This is a genomic window from Oceanicella sp. SM1341 (genome assembly GCF_003448965.1).
Lineage (GTDB): Bacteria > Pseudomonadota > Alphaproteobacteria > Rhodobacterales > Rhodobacteraceae > Paroceanicella.
The window spans coordinates 181648-198845 of record NZ_QRGC01000001.1 but is presented as its reverse complement, the minus strand read 5'-3'; the positions used below and the strand labels follow the sequence as shown (position 1 = coordinate 198845).

The 17198-nt window shown below is 69.7% G+C and carries 19 protein-coding genes; 16 read left to right on the top strand and 3 right to left on the bottom strand.

Annotation, left to right across the window (positions count from 1 at the left end):
* Nucleotides 1-31: 31 nt before the first annotated feature.
* The 11 genes from D3P35_RS00895 to D3P35_RS00845 all read left to right on the top strand — a co-directional run bounded on the left by D3P35_RS00895 (nt 32) and on the right by D3P35_RS00845 (nt 9306).
* A complete protein-coding gene (locus D3P35_RS00895) occupies nt 32-667 on the top strand; it encodes a TetR/AcrR family transcriptional regulator (protein ID WP_118132565.1) in 636 nt (211 codons plus the stop codon).
* A gap of 101 nt (nt 668-768) precedes the next feature.
* Complete coding sequence (locus D3P35_RS00890; RefSeq protein ID WP_118132564.1) at nt 769-1167, top strand: DUF2852 domain-containing protein; 399 nt, start codon at nt 769-771, stop codon at nt 1165-1167.
* A 107-nt stretch (nt 1168-1274) separates the two neighbouring features.
* The gene (locus D3P35_RS00885; protein ID WP_118132563.1) at nt 1275-1718 is read left to right on the top strand and encodes an RDD family protein; all 444 of its coding nucleotides are present in this window, start codon (nt 1275-1277) and stop codon (nt 1716-1718) included.
* Between the two features lie 126 nt (nt 1719-1844).
* Nucleotides 1845-2666 carry an arginyltransferase gene (locus D3P35_RS00880; protein ID WP_118132562.1) on the top strand — a complete coding sequence of 274 codons (822 nt, stop codon included), beginning with the start codon at nt 1845-1847 and terminating at the stop codon, nt 2664-2666.
* Nucleotides 2667-2870: 204 nt separating this feature from the next.
* Nucleotides 2871-4820 carry a threonine--tRNA ligase gene (thrS, locus tag D3P35_RS00875; protein ID WP_118132561.1) on the top strand — a complete coding sequence of 650 codons (1950 nt, stop codon included), beginning with the start codon at nt 2871-2873 and terminating at the stop codon, nt 4818-4820.
* A 156-nt stretch (nt 4821-4976) separates the two neighbouring features.
* Nucleotides 4977-5519, top strand: coding sequence for a translation initiation factor IF-3 (gene infC, locus D3P35_RS00870; RefSeq protein ID WP_118132560.1), 543 nt, complete (start codon nt 4977-4979; stop codon nt 5517-5519).
* A 128-nt stretch (nt 5520-5647) separates the two neighbouring features.
* Nucleotides 5648-6010, top strand: a complete 363-nt coding sequence (locus tag D3P35_RS26880) for an SH3-like domain-containing protein (RefSeq protein WP_255418331.1) — start codon at nt 5648-5650, stop codon at nt 6008-6010.
* Nucleotides 6003-6278: an SH3-like domain-containing protein gene (locus D3P35_RS26875; RefSeq protein ID WP_118132559.1), complete on the top strand. Its 276-nt coding sequence runs from the start codon at nt 6003-6005 to the stop codon at nt 6276-6278. The genes D3P35_RS26880 and D3P35_RS26875 overlap by 8 nt, the downstream gene beginning before the upstream one ends.
* A gap of 3 nt (nt 6279-6281) precedes the next feature.
* On the top strand, nt 6282-6947 hold the full coding sequence (gene nthA / locus D3P35_RS00855; RefSeq protein ID WP_118132558.1) for a nitrile hydratase subunit alpha: 666 nt from the start codon (nt 6282-6284) through the stop codon (nt 6945-6947).
* 89 nt (nt 6948-7036) lie between these two features.
* Nucleotides 7037-8428, top strand: a complete 1392-nt coding sequence (locus tag D3P35_RS00850) for an MATE family efflux transporter (protein WP_118132557.1) — start codon at nt 7037-7039, stop codon at nt 8426-8428.
* A complete protein-coding gene (locus D3P35_RS00845; protein ID WP_118132556.1) occupies nt 8425-9306 on the top strand; it encodes a lysophospholipid acyltransferase family protein in 882 nt (293 codons plus the stop codon). Before D3P35_RS00850 ends, D3P35_RS00845 begins: the two co-directional genes overlap by 4 nt.
* 207 nt (nt 9307-9513) lie before the next feature.
* On the opposite strand, the gene D3P35_RS00840 is transcribed toward D3P35_RS00845, so the two are convergent.
* Nucleotides 9514-10230 (bottom strand): thioredoxin family protein, encoded by a 717-nt coding sequence (locus D3P35_RS00840; RefSeq protein ID WP_118132555.1) that lies wholly within the window; start codon nt 10228-10230, stop codon nt 9514-9516.
* 322 nt (nt 10231-10552) lie between these two features.
* The gene (acnA, locus tag D3P35_RS00835) at nt 10553-13330 is read right to left on the bottom strand and encodes an aconitate hydratase AcnA (protein WP_118132554.1); all 2778 of its coding nucleotides are present in this window, start codon (nt 13328-13330) and stop codon (nt 10553-10555) included.
* Between the two features lie 242 nt (nt 13331-13572).
* Between acnA and ccmA the strand changes: the two genes are divergently transcribed.
* From ccmA to D3P35_RS00810, 5 genes are all read left to right on the top strand, one after another.
* Complete coding sequence (gene ccmA / locus D3P35_RS00830) at nt 13573-14238, top strand: heme ABC exporter ATP-binding protein CcmA (RefSeq protein ID WP_118132553.1); 666 nt, start codon at nt 13573-13575, stop codon at nt 14236-14238.
* Between the two features lie 8 nt (nt 14239-14246).
* On the top strand, nt 14247-14903 hold the full coding sequence (ccmB, locus tag D3P35_RS00825; RefSeq protein WP_118132552.1) for a heme exporter protein CcmB: 657 nt from the start codon (nt 14247-14249) through the stop codon (nt 14901-14903).
* 79 nt (nt 14904-14982) lie between these two features.
* Nucleotides 14983-15711, top strand: a complete 729-nt coding sequence (ccmC, locus tag D3P35_RS00820) for a heme ABC transporter permease CcmC (protein ID WP_118132551.1) — start codon at nt 14983-14985, stop codon at nt 15709-15711.
* Nucleotides 15711-15875 carry a heme exporter protein CcmD gene (gene ccmD / locus D3P35_RS00815; protein WP_118132550.1) on the top strand — a complete coding sequence of 55 codons (165 nt, stop codon included), beginning with the start codon at nt 15711-15713 and terminating at the stop codon, nt 15873-15875. The genes ccmC and ccmD overlap by 1 nt, the downstream gene beginning before the upstream one ends.
* Complete coding sequence (locus D3P35_RS00810; RefSeq protein ID WP_370029776.1) at nt 15865-16431, top strand: DsbE family thiol:disulfide interchange protein; 567 nt, start codon at nt 15865-15867, stop codon at nt 16429-16431. The genes ccmD and D3P35_RS00810 overlap by 11 nt, the downstream gene beginning before the upstream one ends.
* A 132-nt stretch (nt 16432-16563) precedes the next feature.
* Here the strand turns inward: D3P35_RS00810 and D3P35_RS00805 are convergent, their stop codons facing one another.
* Nucleotides 16564-17193 carry a septation protein A gene (locus D3P35_RS00805; protein ID WP_232830319.1) on the bottom strand — a complete coding sequence of 210 codons (630 nt, stop codon included), beginning with the start codon at nt 17191-17193 and terminating at the stop codon, nt 16564-16566.
* Between the last annotated feature and the right edge of the window lie 5 nt (nt 17194-17198).

The following is a 17198-nucleotide window of genomic DNA, read 5'->3' as shown; positions in this document are numbered from 1 at the left end:
CCTCCGCGCGCGCGCTCGGGTAGAGGGGGGCATGGCAGAGGATGAGAAGACCGGCCGGCGCGGCTATCACCACGGCAACCTGCGCGAGGCGCTGGTCGAGGCCGCCATCGCCCTGATCGAGGAGCGCGGGCCCCAGGGCTTCACCATCGCCGAGGCGGCGCGCGCCGCGGGCGTGAGCCCCGCAGCCCCCTACCGCCACTTCAAGGGCCGCGAGGAGCTGATCGCCGAGGTGGCCCGCCGCGGCTTCCTCATCTTCGCCGAGAAGCTCGAGGCCGCGCGCGCCCGTGCCCCCGGCTCGCCCCTGCGCGCCTTCGAGGCGGTGGGCCGGGCCTATCTCGACTTCGCCCGCACCCACCCCGGGCATTACATCGCCATGTTCGAATCCGGCCTCTCCATCGCCGGCAGCGCCGAGCTCAACGATGCCGCGGGCCGGGCCATCGGGGTGCTCAACCGCTCGGCGGAGGAGCTCTTCGCCCATCTGCCGCCCGAGAAGCGCCCGCCCACCAGCATGGTGAGCCACCATATCTGGGCGCTCTCGCACGGGGTGGTGGAGCTGTTCACCCGCGGCGGGCCCGGCCGCCGGGCGCCCTTCTCGCCCGAGGAGCTGCTCGAATCCGGCTCCGCCATCTACCTGCGCGGCCTCGGCCTGCTGCCGGATTTCGACTGACCCCCACCTTGCGTGATTTTTCGCCGGCCCCCTCTTGCGCGGCGCCTTGCGCTTCCCAAGTATGTAAATGTGATTAACATTCACATCGGAGCAAAGAGGACATGATCGACACACTCACCAACAGGTTGAAGGCCGTGGAAGACTGGCTCGACGCCAGGGGCAAGCCTGCATGGATCGCCAGCATGGTGCTGGGGTTCGTGGTGTTCTGGCCGCTGGGCCTCTTCCTTCTCGCATACATGATCTGGAGCAATCGCATGGGCTGCAAACGCAACGCCAAATCCTTCTGGGCCAACCGCCGCGCCGGGCATGAGAGCACCGGCAACGTCGCCTTCGACGAGTACCGCGCCGAGACCCTGCGCCGCCTCGAGGAGGAGCAGACCGCCTTCCGCGGCTTCATGGAGCGGCTGCGCCGCGCCAAGGACCAGGCCGAGTTCGAGCGCTTCATGGACGAGCGCCGCCGCGGCCGCGACGATGCCTCCGACGCCGAGGTGGTCGCCTGATCCCTCCCGCGCCCTCCTCCCGCTCGCCGGGCGGAGGACCCCGCGATGGACAGCCGGGGGCACCGCGTGCCACTGTGCCCCCGAATATTGCCCCTCGAGAGGATGACATGAACGGCCTGCCCGACCCCGACCGCGACCCCCAGTTCTACGACGGCGTGCCCCTGCGCCGCTTCATCGCCTGGATCATCGACATCGTGCTGGTGGGCATCTTCACCGCGCTGGTGCTGTTCATCCTCGCCCTGCCCAGCCTCGGCCTGGTGTTCTTCATCACCGCCGGTGTCTGGGCCGTGATCGACGTGCTCTACCGGGTGATGACCCTGTCGGGCGGCTCGGCCACGCTGGGCATGCGGATGATGGGCATCGAGATCCGCGCCGTCACCGGCGACCGGCTCACCACCGGGCTCGCGGCGGCGCACACCGTGCTCTACCTCATCTGCTACGCCTTCGTGCTGGTGCAGGTGGCCAGCGTCGTGCTGATGATCGCCGCCCGCCCGGGCCGCGGCATCCCCGACTTCATCCTCGGCACCGCCGCCATCAACCGCCCCGTCTGAGCCGCGCCCCCGCCTTACGCCACGTAGCCCGGCCCCGGCGGGTCCGGGCCGCCGGGAAAGCGGTTGTTCGGGCGGGGAATTTGCTGTTAGGCTTTTCTCAATCGAGATGCTGCACAACAGGGTCGCATGCGCCACACCGGTACTCTCACTCCGCAGTTCTTCGTCACGGCTCCCCAGCCCTGTCCTTACCTTGCCGGCCGGCAGGAGCGGAAACTGTTCACCGCGCTTTACGGTGACAACTCGGTGGCGCTGAACGACACGCTGTCGCGCAAGGGCTTCCGGCGCAGCCAGAACGTGCTCTACCGCCCCTCCTGCGCCGATTGTGCCGCCTGCCTCTCCGCCCGCCTGCCGGTGGCCGATTTCCGGCCCTCGCGCTCGCAGGCCAAGGTGCTGCGCCGCAATTCCGACATCGTGCGCCGCTCCAACGCCCCCTGGGCGACGGAGGAACAGTTCGAGCTGTTCCGCGCCTATCTCGACGCCCGCCATGCCGATGGCGGCATGGCCGAGATGGACGAGATCGAGTTCGCCGCCATGATCGAGGAGAGTCCGGTGCGCACCCGCGTGGTGGAATACCGGCTGCCGGAGGAGAACGACCGCCTCATCGCCGTCTGCCTCACCGACCTGCTGGCCGATGGCGTGTCGATGGTCTACTCCTTCTTCGACACCACGCTGGAGCGCCGCAGCCTCGGCGCCTTCATGATCCTCGACCACGTGCGCATCGCGAGCGATGCGCAGTTGCCCTACGTCTACCTCGGTTACTGGGTGCCCGGCAGCCCGAAGATGGCCTACAAGGCGCGCTACCGCCCCTTCGAGATCTACCAGGCCGGCCGCTGGCTGCGGGTGGACCGTCCCGAGGCCGTGCGGACCGACGAGCATCCGCTCTCCTCCACCCCCATCCTCGAACAGGTGGCCGAGATCACCTCGCGCGAGCTGCTCGACGACCGCTGAGCCGCCCGGCCGCCCCTCGCTTCCTGACAGTCTCCGGGCCCCGTGCACCCCTCCGGCGCATGGCGGACCCACCGGCAACGGGCCGCCGGCTTCGCGCGCGGCCCCGCGCCGGCCGGTTCGGCTTGACACCGCCGCGCGGTTGCGCATTTGTGGCGCTCCCACAAACCGGGCGTTTCGTAGGCGCCGAACCTGAAGGAGTCTCCCATGACCTCCCCGATCACGATCACCCTGCCCGATGGCGCCGCGCGCGAATACGAGGCCGGCGTGACCGGCATGGACGTGGCCGCCGACATCTCCAAGTCGCTCGCCAGGAACGCCATCGCCTGCACCGTGAACGGCACCTTCAGCGATCTCTCCCGCCCCATCGAGGCCGACGCCACCCTCGCCATCCACACGATGAAGGACGAGGCGCAGGCGCTTGAGCTCATCCGCCACGACGCCGCCCACATCATGGCCCGCGCCGTGCAGGAGCTCTGGCCCGACACGAAGGTCACCATCGGCCCGGTGATCGAGAACGGCTGGTACTACGATTTCGACCGCGACGAGCCCTTCTCCGCCGAGGACCTCGAGGCGATCGAGCAGCGCATGTGCAAGATCATCGACGCGCGCGACCCCGTGCGCACCGAGGTCTGGCCGCGCGACCGCGCCATCGCCTATTACGAGGAGCGCGGCGAGCCCTTCAAGGTGGAGCTGGTGAACGCCATTCCCGAGGGCCAGGCCATCCGCATGTACTGGCACGGCGACTGGCAGGACCTCTGCCGCGGCCCGCATCTCGTGCACACCGGCCAGGTGCCGCGCGACGCCTTCAAGCTGATGAGTGTCGCCGGCGCCTACTGGCGCGGTGACAGCCGCAACAAGATGCTCCAGCGCATCTACGGTGTCGCCTTCCGCAGCAAGGCCGACCTCACCGCCTATCTCACCATGCTCGAGGAGGCCGCCAAGCGCGACCACCGCCGCCTGGGCCGCGAGATGGACCTGTTCCACCTCCAGGAAGAAGCCCCCGGCATGGTGTTCTGGCACCCCAACGGCTGGTCGCTCTACTGCACGCTGGAAGACTACATGCGCCGCCGCCTCACCGCGGCGGACTACCGCGAGGTGCGCACCCCCCAGGTGGTGGACCGCAAGCTCTGGGAGGCCTCCGGCCACTGGGACAAGTACCGCGAGAACATGTTCATCACCGAGATCGATGAGGAACATGCCAACGAGAAGCGCGTGAACGCCCTGAAGCCGATGAACTGCCCCTGCCACGTGCAGATCTACAACCAGGGCCTGAAGAGCTACCGCGACCTGCCGCTGCGCATGGCCGAGTTCGGCGCCTGCCACCGCTACGAGAGCTCCGGCTCCATGCACGGGCTGATGCGCGTGCGCGGCTTCACCCAGGACGACGCGCATATCTTCTGCACCGAGGACCAGATCGAGGCGGAGACGGCGAAGTTCATCACCCTGCTCTCCGCCGTCTACCGCGATCTCGGCTTCGCCAGCTTCGACATCAAGTTCTCCACCCGGCCGGAGGTGCGCGCCGGCTCCGACGCGATCTGGGACAAGGCGGAGGCAGCCCTCGAGGGCGCGGTGCGCAAGGTCACCAACGATTACGTGGTCGACCCCGGCGAGGGCGCCTTCTATGGCCCGAAGCTCGACTTCAAGCTCACCGATGCCATCGGGCGCGAGTGGCAGTGCGGCACCTTCCAGGCCGATTTCGTGCTGCCCGAGCGGCTGGAGGCCGAGTATGTCGGCGAGGACGGCGCCAAGCACCGCCCGGTGATGCTCCACCGCGCCATCCTCGGCTCCTTCGAGCGCTTCATCGGCATCCTGATCGAGAACTACGCCGGCCGTTTCCCGCTGTGGCTCGCGCCGCGGCAGGTGGTGGTGGCCTCGATCGTCTCGGACGCGGACGACTACGTCGACGAGGTCGTGGCCGCCCTGCGCGCCCGGGGCCTGCGCGCCGAGGCCGACAAGCGCAACGAGAAGATCAACTACAAGGTGCGCGAGCACTCGGTGGGCAAGGTGCCGGTCCTGCTTGCGCTCGGCCGGCAGGAAGTGGAGGCGCGCAGCGTTTCCGTGCGCCGCCTGGGCGAGAACGGCCAGAAGGTGATGGGCCTCGACGAGCTACTCGCCGGGCTCGCCGAAGAGGCCACGCCGCCGGATCTGCGTTGATCGCAGCGTGTTTTGTTCAAGTTCCGGGCCGTTCGCGCCGGCCCGGAGCGAAACGGGCATTGCAACTGGCGCGGAATACACTATTTTTGCGTTCCTGAACTCCGGACGAGCCGTATTGCGCCCGGGCTCTCTTGAACAATCGAAGGATCCAGCACCATAGCTCGCAGACCTCAAAATGCGCCGCCCACCCGCGACACCGGCCCCCGTGTGAACGACCGGATTCGCGCTCCCGAAATCCGTCTGATCGGTGCCGACGGTGAGAATGTCGGCGTGGTTTCCCCGCGCGACGCCCTCTCCATGGCCCAGGAAGCAGGTCTCGACCTCGTCGAGATCTCGCCGAATGCCACGCCCCCGGTGTGCAAGATCATGGACTTCGGCAAGTTCAAGTATGAACAGCAGAAGAAGGCGGCCGAAGCGCGCAAGAACCAGCGGGTCATTGAAATCAAGGAAGTGAAGTTCCGTCCGAACATCGATCAGCACGATTACGATGTGAAGATGCGCAACGTCACGAAGTTCCTTGGCGAGGGCGACAAGGTCAAGGTCACCCTGCGCTTCCGTGGCCGCGAGATGGCGCATATGGAGCTGGGCTCCCAGCTTCTGCGCCGCGTGGCGGGCGATGTCGAGTCGCTGGGCAAGGTCGAGTCCATGCCCAAGCTCGAAGGCCGCCAGATGGTGATGGTGATCGGCCCCCTGCGCTGATCACCCGCCCGGGGCCTCTCCCACCGGGGGGGGGCCGGCCCGCCTGCCGGGCCACCCGCGGCATGCAGCTGCCCCTGCCGCGAAAGAGCATTGGACGGCGCCCCGGGGCGCCGCTAAGCTCCGCCCTCATGAGCAAGCAATCCGAAACCGATCTCCGCTACCACGACATGGGCGGCCTGCCTGCCGGCCCCGTCGAGCGGTCGGAGCATGACTATGCCCTGTGGGAAAAGCGCGTGGACGCGCTGATGGTGCTTTCCACGAGCCGCGGCCTGTTCACGGTCGACGGGCTGCGCCGCGCCATCGAGGACATGGGCCCTGACGCCTACGAGACCCGGAGCTACTACGAGCGCTGGATCTATGCCGTGAACCGCAACCTGATCGAGGCCGGCGCCTACACGCCCGACGAACTCGCCGCGCGCATGGAGGCGGTTGCCGCCCGCGGCGCGGACTATGCCACCTGCTCGCGCGCCGCGGAGCCCTCTGATGCCTGAGATCACGGTGCGCGTGAAGACCTGGCCCAGCCACGGGCTGCACGTGCGCACGCCGCGCTACCTGCGCGGCAAGCGCGGCGTGATCGAGCGGGAGCTCGGCCGCTTCCCCAACCCCGAGCAGCTCGCCTACGGCCTGCCCGCGCCGGAGCGCAAGCTGGTGCGCGTGCGCTTCACCATGGCCGAGGTCTGGGGGGCCGGGGCGGAAAATCCGGACGACACGCTGGACGCGGAAATTTACGAGCACTGGCTCGAAGCTGACGAGGGCTGAGACATGCCGCATGACGATCACGACCACGACCACGAGCACGTCCACCACGAGGGCATGAGCCCGTCCGGCCACCCTTACAGGGCGGATCAGGATGAGCCGCTTACCTATTGGCAGACAATGGAAATCGCCGTTCGCGAACTGCTGGAGGAGAAGGGCATCTTCTCCGCCGCCGAGATCGCAACGGCCATCGGGCGGATGGACGCCCGCTCGCCGGCCGACGGGGCGCGCGTGGTGGCGAAGGCCTGGACCGACCCCGCTTTCAAGGCGCGCCTGATGGCCGACGGCTCGGCCGCCGCCGCCGAGCTCGGCTGTGCCATCGACGCGCTGAAGCTGGTGGTGGTGGAGAACACCGCCGACACGCACAACGTCATCGTCTGCACCCTGTGCTCGTGCTACCCGCGAAACCTGCTCGGCCTGCCGCCCGACTGGTACAAGAACCGTGCCTATCGCAGCCGGGTGGTGAAGGAGCCGCGCAGCGTGCTGGCCGAGTTCGGCCTCGCCCTTCCGGACAGCATCCGGGTGCGGGTGCATGATTCCACCGCCGACATGCGCTACATCGTGCTGCCCGCCCGGCCCGCCGGCACCGAGGGCTGGAGCGAGGAGCGGCTGGCCGCCCTGGTGACCCGCGACAGCATGATCGGCGTGGGCCTGCCGCATGCCGCCGCCTGAGGTGGCGCTTGTGATCGGGGCGCCGGCGCTCTAGGGAGGGGGTCTCCCCGCCCCGGTGCGCCCGGGCCCCGCGCAGGACGAGCCCCGACATGCAACCCGCCGTCATCCGCTTCCGGCATCCGGGCCAGGACCCCGGCTTCGGCCCGCGCCTGCTCCGGCACTGGGCCGAGCTGTTCCGGCTCGCCTGGCCGGTGATGCTGGCGCGCACCGGCATCTTCACCCTGTCGCTCGCCGATATCGTGATGGTGGGCCAGCACGACACGGCGGCGCTGGCCGCTCTCTCCATGGGCTACGCGGTGTTCTTCCCGGTGATGATCACCGGCGTGGGCGCGATGTCGGGCATCGTGGCCGAGACGGCGCGGCACGCGGGCGCGGCCGATGCGCAGGGCGCGGCGGCCACATGGCGCCGCGGCGTGGCCTGGTCGCTCGCGGTCGGGCTGGGCTGCACGGTGCTGGCGCTGTTCTCGGAAACCTGGCTGGAGCTGATCGGCCAGGCGCCGGAGCTGGTCTCGGGCGGCGGCAGCGTGGCGCGATGGCTCGCGCCGGGCGCGGTGCTGCAGATCGTCTTCGTCGCCTCCTGCTTCTACCTCGAGGGGCGCTCGCGGCCCCTGCCCGGCCTGGTGCTGATGGCGCTGGCCAACGTGGTGAACATCGCCGGGAACCTCGCGCTCATCGACGGCGCGGCCGGGCTCCCGGCCCTGGGTGCCGAGGGCGCGGCCATCGCCTCCACCGCGGCGCGGGCGGTGATGGCGCTCGGCATCCTCGCCTGGATCCTCCGGCTGCCGGAGGTGCGGCGCCTGCCGCGCTGCGGCTTCTGGGGCCCGGGCGGCTGGGCCGCGGGGCGCGAGATCCGGGTGATCGGCGTCGCGGCCGGCGCGGCCTTCTTCTTCGAGACCATGGCCTTCGCGGCGCTTTCGCAGGTGGCGGGGCTGATCTCGCCCGAGGCGCTCGCGGCCTACACCATCGCCCACCAGGTGGAGGCGACGGTGTTCATGGTGGCCCTCGGCCTGTCGGTGGCGACGGCGGTGCGGGTGGCGGCCGCGCGCGGCGCCGGCAACATCGCCGAGGCGCGCTTCGCCGGGTGGTCGGGTCTCTCGGCCACGGCGGGCACCATCGCGCTCTGTGCCGGGGTCGTGGTGTGGCAGGCGCCGCTGCTCGGCAGCCTGTTCACCGGCGATCCCGAGCTGCTGGGCCGGCTCACGCCGCTCTTCGCCATCCTCGCCCTGTCGCTGGTGTTCGACGGCGGGCAGGTGGTGGCGGGCCAGTGCAACCGCGCGCTCGGCGACAGCTGGGGCACCACGCTGCGCTTCTTCATCGGCTTCTGGCTGGTGATGCTGCCGCTGGGCATCGTGCTGGGCCTGCATACGCCGCTCGCCGAACGGGGCCTGTTCATCGCCACCGCGCTCGGCTGCTTCGCCGCGGTGCTGATGCTCAGCCTGCGCTTCCATACCCTGCTGCGTCGACTGGAGAGCCGTGCATGACCCCTGCCTCGTCCCGCCCCCTGCGCCAACGCCTCGGCTTCGCGGCCGAATACGCCGTGCTGCGCGTGGCGCTGGCGCTCCTCGGCTGGCTGCCGCTGAACCGGCAGATCGCCATCGCCGGCCGGCTGGGGGCCACGCTGGTGCCGAACGTCGCCAGCCTGCGCAAGCGGATGAGCCGCAACCTCGACCTCGCGCTGCCCGGCACCCCGCCGGAGCGCCAGCGCGAGATCATGCACGAGCTGGGCGACAATTTCGGCCGGCTGCTGATGGAATACGCCCTGCTGGCCGAGCTGGTGAAGGACCACGACCGCGTCACCCTGCACGGGCCCGGGCTGGAGGCGATCCGCGCCTCGCAGGCCGAGGGACGCGGCGCGCTGCTGGTCTCGGCGCATTTCGGCAACTGGGAGAGCATCCGCATGGGGCTCAAACTGGCCGGCATCGAGTGCGGCATGATCTATCGCGCCTTCAACAACCCGAAGTTCGACGAGCTGGTGCGCGGCCGCATGGTGGCCGCCGGCGCGCCGGTGGTGGTGAAGGGCCGCTCGGGCATGCGCGCCTTCGTGGAGCATCTCGCGAAGGGCGGCGTGGCGCTGATCCTCGTCGATCAGAAGCAGACCGGCGCGCCCCGCCTGCCCTTCATGGACATTCCCGCCGAGACCGTGCCGGCCGCCGCACAGCTCGCGATGCGCTACCGCATCCCCATGGTGCCCGCCTTCGGCCGGCGGCTGGAGGACGGGGTGAGCTTCGACGTGACGCTGGAGGAACCGATCACCGAGGGCGATGCCACCGAGCGGATGATCACCATGAACGCGCGCATCTCGGATTGGATCCGGGCGTGGCCGGGCCAGTGGCTCTGGCTGCACCGGCGTTGGCGCTGACCGCGCGCGGGGCTGCGGCGGCCGCGTGTCCCGCCCCGTCTCGCGGGGCTGTCGGCATGCCGTCTCGGGGGAACGGAAGTGCGCCGCTTCCAGCGAGAAGAACTGTGCCGCTTCCAGCGAGAAGAACTGTGCCGCTTCCAGTGAGAAGAGCTGTGCCGCTTCCAGCGAGAGGAAATATGCCGCTTCCAGCGGCGGGCCACCCCGCTCTCAGGGCTCGATCCAGGCCGCGCCGAGGATGGGGCCCACCTTGCCGTCCTGCAGGATGACCGCGAGCCCCTTGCCCATCGAGGGCATCGGCGCGCTGAAGGTCACCGGGCCGCGGCCATCCCACACGCCGAGCTTCATCCAGTCGCGCACCACGTTGGTGTAGACCACGGTCTTGCCGGCATTCTCGCCGCGCTCGATACGCACGGTCTGCGGCTCGTCGTAGGTCACGAGGTGCAGGATGCCCTTGGCGCGGAACTGCAGCGGCATGCGGGGAGTGAGCTTCACGTCGATGGAATCGGAGCGGCGCACCAGCTCGATCTGCGCAGGCGAGGGCATGGCCCGCTGTGCCCGCACCGCTGCCGCGATCGCCTGCGCATCGGACCCCACCATCCGCTCCACGCCCTGCACGATGGCCTGGGGCGTGTAGATGGACCGGGCATGGAACATCGAGGTATAGGCCTTCTGCCGCCGGGTGTTCTCGGGCCGGGCGAAACGGTCGCGCCAGCCGAGGTAGTCCCAGTAGTCGACATGCAGGGTGAGCACCAGCAGGCCCGGCTCGCGCGCCAGAGTGTCGGCCAGCGCATCGGCCGGCGGACAGGCGGAACATCCCTGGCTGGTGAAGAGCTCGATGACCACCGGCTTCTCTTCGGCCGCGGAGGGCATCACCGTCATGGGAAGAAGGCTCAGGGCGGTGAGCAGGGCGAGAAAGCGGCGCATGTGATCCTCGGATTTCCGTTGGCCCTCAAGCTAGGCGCGCGGAGCGTCACGTGCCAGTCAAGCTTTCGGGAGAAGCCGGCCACCCTGCGAGAATATCGGCACACCTGTGACATCTGCGCCGCAGCCGCCTCGCTTGCGTGGCGCGGCGGGCGGCGGAGAGCGCCGCAACAGCCCGCCTCGCCGCCCCGCCTGCTGCCGGAGGCGCCCGCCGCCACGCCGCGCATGTGGCGGAGGGCAAAGGAAAAAGCCCGCCTCCGGGGGCGGAGGCGGGCCATTTTCCTGTCGGGTGCGGCCCCGGGGGGCCGCGCCGGTCGGCGCCGGATCAGGCGGCCTTCGCGAGGCTGCGCAGCACGTAGTGCAGCACGCCACCGTTCTCGACGTACTCGATCTCCACCGCGGTATCGATGCGGCAGCGCAGGGTGATCTCCTTCACCGTGCCGTCGGCGTAGGTGATGGTCGCCGGCACGTTGGCCTGCGGCTTCAGATCGCCCTCGAGCCCGGTGATCGACACGGTCTCGTCGCCGGTGAGGCCCAGCGACTTGCGGGTGTCGCCGCCGGTGAACTCGAACGGGATCACGCCCATGCCCACCAGGTTGGAGCGGTGGATGCGCTCGAAGCTCTCCGCGATCACGGCCTTCACGCCGAGGAGCGCGGTGCCCTTTGCCGCCCAGTCACGCGAGGAGCCGGTGCCGTACTCCTTGCCCGCGATGACCACGAGCGGGCTGCCCTGCTCGATGTACTCCATCGCCGCATCGTAGATCGAGGTGGTCTCGCCGTCGGGGCCCTTGGTGTAGCCACCCTCGACGCCGTCGAGCATCTCGTTGCGGATGCGGATGTTGGCGAAGGTGCCGCGCATCATGATCTCGTGGTTGCCGCGGCGCGAACCGTAGGAGTTGAAGTCGCGCACCGGAACCTGGCGGTCGATCAGGTACTTGCCCGCCGGGTGGTCGGCCTTGAAGGAGCCGGCCGGGGAGATGTGGTCGGTGGTCACCGAGTCCGCGAGCAGGGCGAGGATCTTGGCGCCCTTCACGTCCGCGATGGTGCCCGGCTCCATGCCCATGCCCTCGAAGTAGGGCGGGTTCTGCACGTAGGTCGAGCTCGCCGGCCAGGAGTAGGTGAGCCCCTCGCCGCCGTCGACCTTCTGCCAGTGCTCGTCACCCTTGAACACGTCGGCGTACTTGGCCTGGAAGGCCTCGCGCGTGACGGTCTTGGCCACGAGGTCGGCGACTTCCTTCTGGGTCGGCCAGATGTCCGCGAGGAACACCGGCGTGCCGTCCGCCTTGTGGGCGATCGCGTCTTCCATGATGTTGATGTTCATGTCGCCGGCGATGGCATAGGCCACGCAGAGCGGCGGCGAGGCGAGGTAGTTCGCCCGCACGTCGGGGTTCACGCGGCCCTCGAAGTTGCGGTTGCCCGAGAGCACCGAGCAGGCAACGATGTCGGCATCGCTGATCGCCTTGGAGATCTTCTCCGGCAGCGGGCCCGAGTTGCCGATGCAGGTGGTGCAGCCGTAGCCCACGAGGTTGAAGCCGAGGGCGTCGAGATCGTCCTGCAGGCCGGCGTCGCGGAGATATTCGGTCACCACCTGGCTGCCGGGGGCGAGCGAGGTCTTGACCCAGGGCTTGCGGGTGAGGCCGAGGGCGTTCGCCTTCTGCGCCACCAGGCCGGCCGCGATCATCACGTAGGGGTTGGAGGTGTTGGTGCACGACGTGATGGCCGCGATCACCACGGAGCCGTCATGGATGCGGTAGTCCTCGCCCTCCACGGCAACCCAGTAGCCGCCGGAGCCGCTGCCCTCGTGCTTGCCCGGCACGTCCGTCGGCTCGGGCGCGCCGCCCTCGCCTTCCCAGCGCACCTCGGAGCGGTAGCCCACGTTGCTGCGGTGCTGCTCGACGACCTTGGCGAACTCGGGTGCGGCCGCGGAGAGCGGCACGCGGTCCTGCGGGCGCTTCGGGCCGGCGAGCGAGGGCTCGACGGAGGACATGTCCAGCTCGAGCGTGTCGGTGTAGACCGGGGCGTAGTTGGCACCGCGCCAGAAGCCGTTCTCCTTCGCATAGGCCTCGACGAGCGCGATGCGCTCCTCGTCACGGCCCGAGGTGCGCAGGTAGTTCAGCGTCTCGTCGTCGATGGGGAAGAAGCCGCAGGTGGCGCCGTATTCCGGGGCCATGTTGGCGATGGTCGCGCGGTCGGCCAGCGGCAGGTGGTCAAGGCCCTCGCCGTAGAACTCGACGAACTTGTTCACCACGCCCTTCTTGCGCAGCATCTGCGTGACCGTGAGCACGAGGTCGGTCGCGGTCATGCCTTCCTTGAGCTTGCCGGTGAGCTTGAAGCCCACGACCTCGGGGATCAGCATGGAGATCGGCTGGCCGAGCATCGCGGCCTCGGCCTCGATGCCGCCCACGCCCCAGCCGAGGATCGCGAGACCGTTGACCATGGTGGTGTGGCTGTCGGTGCCCACCAGCGTGTCCGGGTAGGCCACCTCGACACCGTCCTGGTCCTGGTCGGTCCAGACGGTCTGGCCGAGGTACTCGAGGTTCACCTGGTGGCAGATGCCGGTGCCGGGGGGGACGACGCGGAAGTTGTTGAACGCGCCCTGCCCCCACTTGAGGAACTCGTAGCGCTCGCCGTTGCGCTCGTACTCGCGCTCCACGTTCATCTGGAAGGCGCGCGGGTTGCCGAACTCGTCGACCATCACCGAGTGGTCGATCACGAGGTCGACCGGGTTCAGCGGGTTGATCTTCTCCGGGTCGCCGCCGAGGGCCACCATCGCGTCACGCATCGCGGCGAGGTCGACCACGGCGGGCACGCCGGTGAAGTCCTGCATCAGCACGCGGGCGGGGCGATAGGCGATCTCGCGGGGGTTCTTGCCACCCTTGTCGGCCCATTCGGAGAAGGCCTTGATGTCGTCCACGGTGACGGTCTTCCCGTCCTCGAACCGCAGCATGTTCTCGAGCACGACCTTCAGCGCCGCGGGAAGGCGGGTGAAGTCGCCAAGGCCCGCTTCCTGGGCCGCCGGGATCGAGTAATAGGCATAGGTCTTGCCGCCGACGCTGAGCTCGCGGCGAGTCTTGCTCGTGTCTGATCCGGTGAAGATGGTCATGTGGCCTCCGTCTGGCTGAGACCCGCCAAGCGCTGGCGCGGCGGGGCGGGCTGGGGTCTCGCTGTGCACCTCATGGCTCATATCTGGGCGCAATTCAAGTGTGTGCAATGGTATACACTGCCCCTCCGGCACATTTTTTCGCGTGAATGCAGCGGGTTTGCGAAACCTTGCGTTCACCGCGGCGCCGGGGCGGGCCCGGTTTGGCACTTTCGCAGCCATCCGCTTCGCGCTAGAGGAAGCGGATGAGCCTTGTCGTGCACGATCTGAGCGTGGCCCGCGGCGGCCGCATGGTCGTCTCCGGGCTCGGGTTTTCCCTCTCCCCCGGCGAGGCGGTGCTGCTGCGCGGGCCCAACGGCGCGGGCAAGTCCACCCTGCTGCGCGCGCTCGCCGGGCTGCTGCCCATCGCCGGCGGCACCGCGCGGCTGATGGGCGCCGATCTCGCCCGCGCGCCGGAGGAGGTGCAGGAGCATCTCGCCTATGCCGGGCATCTCGACGCGGTGAAACCGCAGCTCACCGTGGCGGAGAACCTCGCCTTCCAGGCCCGGCTCTTCGGCTCCCCGGGGCCGGAGCGCGCCCTCGCCCTCTTCGGGCTCGCGGCCCTGGCCGACCGGCCGGCCGGCGCCTGCTCGGCCGGGCAGAAGCGGCGCCTGGGCCTTGCCCGCCTCGTGCTGGCGGAGCGCCCGCTCTGGCTGCTCGACGAGCCCACCGTCTCGCTCGACACCGACACGGTGGCGGAATTCGCAGCCCTGGTGCGGGCGCATTGCGCGGGCGGCGGCATGGCGCTTCTGGCCACACATATAGACCTCGGCCTGCCCGATGCGAGGGAGCTGCGGCTGGAGCCGGTGGCAGCGGCCGTGCGCGACTCGGCCGATCCGTTCCTCGATGACGGCTGGGGTGCCGGCTCGTGATCCGCGCCATGGCGGCCCTCCTGCGGCGCGAGCTGCTGCTGGCCCTGCGCTCGGGCGGCGGCGCGGGGCTGGGCGTGTCCTTCTTCCTCGTCACCATCCTGCTGATGCCACTCGGGATCGGGCCGGAGAGCGGGCTGCTCGCGCGCATCGCGCCGGGGGTGATCTGGGTTGCCGCCCTGCTCGCCTGCCTGCTCTCGCTCGACCGGCTGTTCCAGGCCGACCACGAGGACGGCACGCTCGACATCCTCGCCCTCGCCCCCCTGCCGCTCGAGGCGGTGGTGGCGGTGAAGGCGCTGGCGCACTGGCTCACCACCGGGCTGCCGCTGCTGGTGGTGGCGCCGGTGCTGGCGGTCACCCTCGCGCTGCCCGGCGCCGCGATGCCCTGGCTGGTCGCGGCCCTTGCCGCCGGCACCCCGGCGCTGAGCTTCATCGGCGCCACCGGGGCCGCGCTCACCGTGGGGCTGCGCCGTGGCGGGCTGCTGCTCTCGCTGCTCGTGCTGCCGCTCTACATCCCCACGCTGATCTTCGGGGCCCGTGCGGTCGACCTTGCGGCCCGGGGGCAGAGCCCGGCCACCGCCTTCCTGCTGCTCGGCGCGGTCAGCCTCGGCACGCTCGCGCTCGGGCCCTTCGCCGCCGCCGCCGCACTGCGGATGAACCTGCGCTGACCGCGCCCCGCGCCCCCCTCGCCACCCTGTGACCAACGGCCCATTGCGCGCGCCCGGGCGCGGGGCTATTCACATCGCCATGTCATTCTGGGAATACGCGAACCCGACCCGTTTCATGCGCCTCTCCGGCGCGGCCCTGCCCTGGGTGGCGGGGCTCGCGGCCTTGAGCCTCGCGGCCGGGCTCATCTGGGGCTTCTTTCTCACGCCGGACGATTTCCGGCAGGGCTCGACGGTGAAGATCATCTTCATCCACGTGCCGGCGGCGATGATGGCGATCAACATCTACGTGATGATGTTCGCGGCCTCTCTGGTCTGGCTCATCCGCCGGCACCATGTCTCGGCGCTCGCGGCCCGGGCCGCCGCCCCGGTGGGCGCGATGATGACGGTGATCGCGCTGCTCACCGGCGCGCTCTGGGGCCAGCCGATGTGGGGCTCGCCCTGGGAATGGGACCCGCGGCTCACCTCCTTCTTCGTGCTGTTCCTGTTCTACCTGGGCTACATCGCGCTCTGGGCCGCGATCGAGGACCCCGACAAGGCCGCCGACCTCACCTCGGTGCTGGCCATGGTGGGCTCGGTCTTCGCGGTGCTGTCGCGCTACGCGGTGAACTTCTGGTCGCAGGGGCTGCACCAGGGCGCCTCGCTGTCGATGGACCGGCAGGAGAATGTCTCCAACGTGTTCTGGTACCCGCTGCTGCTGTGCATCGCAGGGTTCTTCCTCACCTTCCTCGCACTCCTGCTGCTGCGCACCCGCACCGAGATCCGGGCGCGGCGCATCCGGGCGCTGCACCAGCGCATGGCGGCGGGCTGATGCTGCCGGAGCTGGGCAAATACACCGTCGCGGTGCTGGGCGCCTACGGGGTGACGCTGGCAGGCTTCGCGCTGCTGGTCGGCGCCTCGCTGCTGAGGCACCGCAGGGTCAAATCCGAACTGGCGCGGCTCGAGGCCGCGCGGAGGCAAGCCGATGAGCGATGACACCACCACCGCGCCGCGCGGCAGCGGCGGCTTCCGCCCCTGGATGCTGGCCCCGGTGGCCTGCGCCGCGATCTTTCTCGGCGTCGGCTACTGGGCGCTGAGCCGGCAGAACCCCGACGAGTTGCCCTCCGCCCTGGCCGAGCGCGCGGCGCCCGAGCTGTCGCTCCAGCCGCTGGTCGACGGCCGGGAGGTGCCCGGCGCGGCCGACCTCACCGCCCCCGGCGTGAAGCTGGTGAACTTCTGGGCGAGCTGGTGCGCACCTTGCCGGGCCGAACACCCGATGCTGATGGAGATCGCGCAATCCGGCGTGCCGATCCTGGGCGTGAACTACAAGGACAAGCCCGACGCCGCGCGCGGCTTCCTCGACGAGCTGGGCGACCCGTTCTCGAAGATCGGCGCCGATGCGTCGGGGCGCAACGGCATCAACTGGGGGCTCTACGGCGTGCCGGAGACCTTCGTGATCGACGGCGAGGGCAAGGTGCTGCTGCGCCACCCCGGCCCGATCACCCGTAGCATCCTCGAAACCCGGATCCTGCCGCTGCTTGAGGCGAACTGACCGCGCGAGGATATCGACGGGCCCCTGCGGGGCCCGACGCCCCCGAGCCTGCCGGCCGCGGCAGCGGCCGTCAGGCGAGACAGGAGGCGCGAGCCGCCGCAGGTGGCTCTCCGCATCGCTACGGCAGCCCCCCTACTCGTCCTTCTCCATGTAGCGGCCCAGCAGCGGCGCCTGGGTGAGGATGAACACGAAGGTGGTGAGCGGCAGCACGAAGGTGCGGAAGTTCACCCAGGTGTCTGTGTCCTGGCTGCGCCACACCACCTCGTTCACCACCGCAAGGCACGCGAAGAACAGCGCGAAGCGCCGGGTGAACAGCATCCAGCCCTCGCGCTTCATGCTGAACACCTCGCCCATCAGGTATTGCAGGTAGGACTGGCCGCGCATCAGCCCGATGCCGAGGATCACCGCGAAGAGCCCGTAGATGATCGTGGGCTTCATCTTGAAGAACGTGTCGTCGCGCAGCGCGATGGTGAGGCCGCCGAACACCACCACCACCAGCGCCGTGAGCGCCGCCATCTTCGGCAGGCTGCGCGTGAGCCACCAGGACACGGCGAGCGAGGCCAGCACCAGCGGGATGAACACCGAGGTGGCGAAGATCATCCGGCTGAGCTCGGCCTTCTCCGGGGTGAGCCCGGGGTCGGCCGAGCTCAGCCGGTAGGTGAGAAAGAAGGCGAAGACCGGCCCGAGCTCGAGCGCCAGTTTCACCACCGGGTTGAGCGGCTTTTCCGCCATGGTCTGTCTCCCGTCGGGTTTGGTTGTCATGTGGT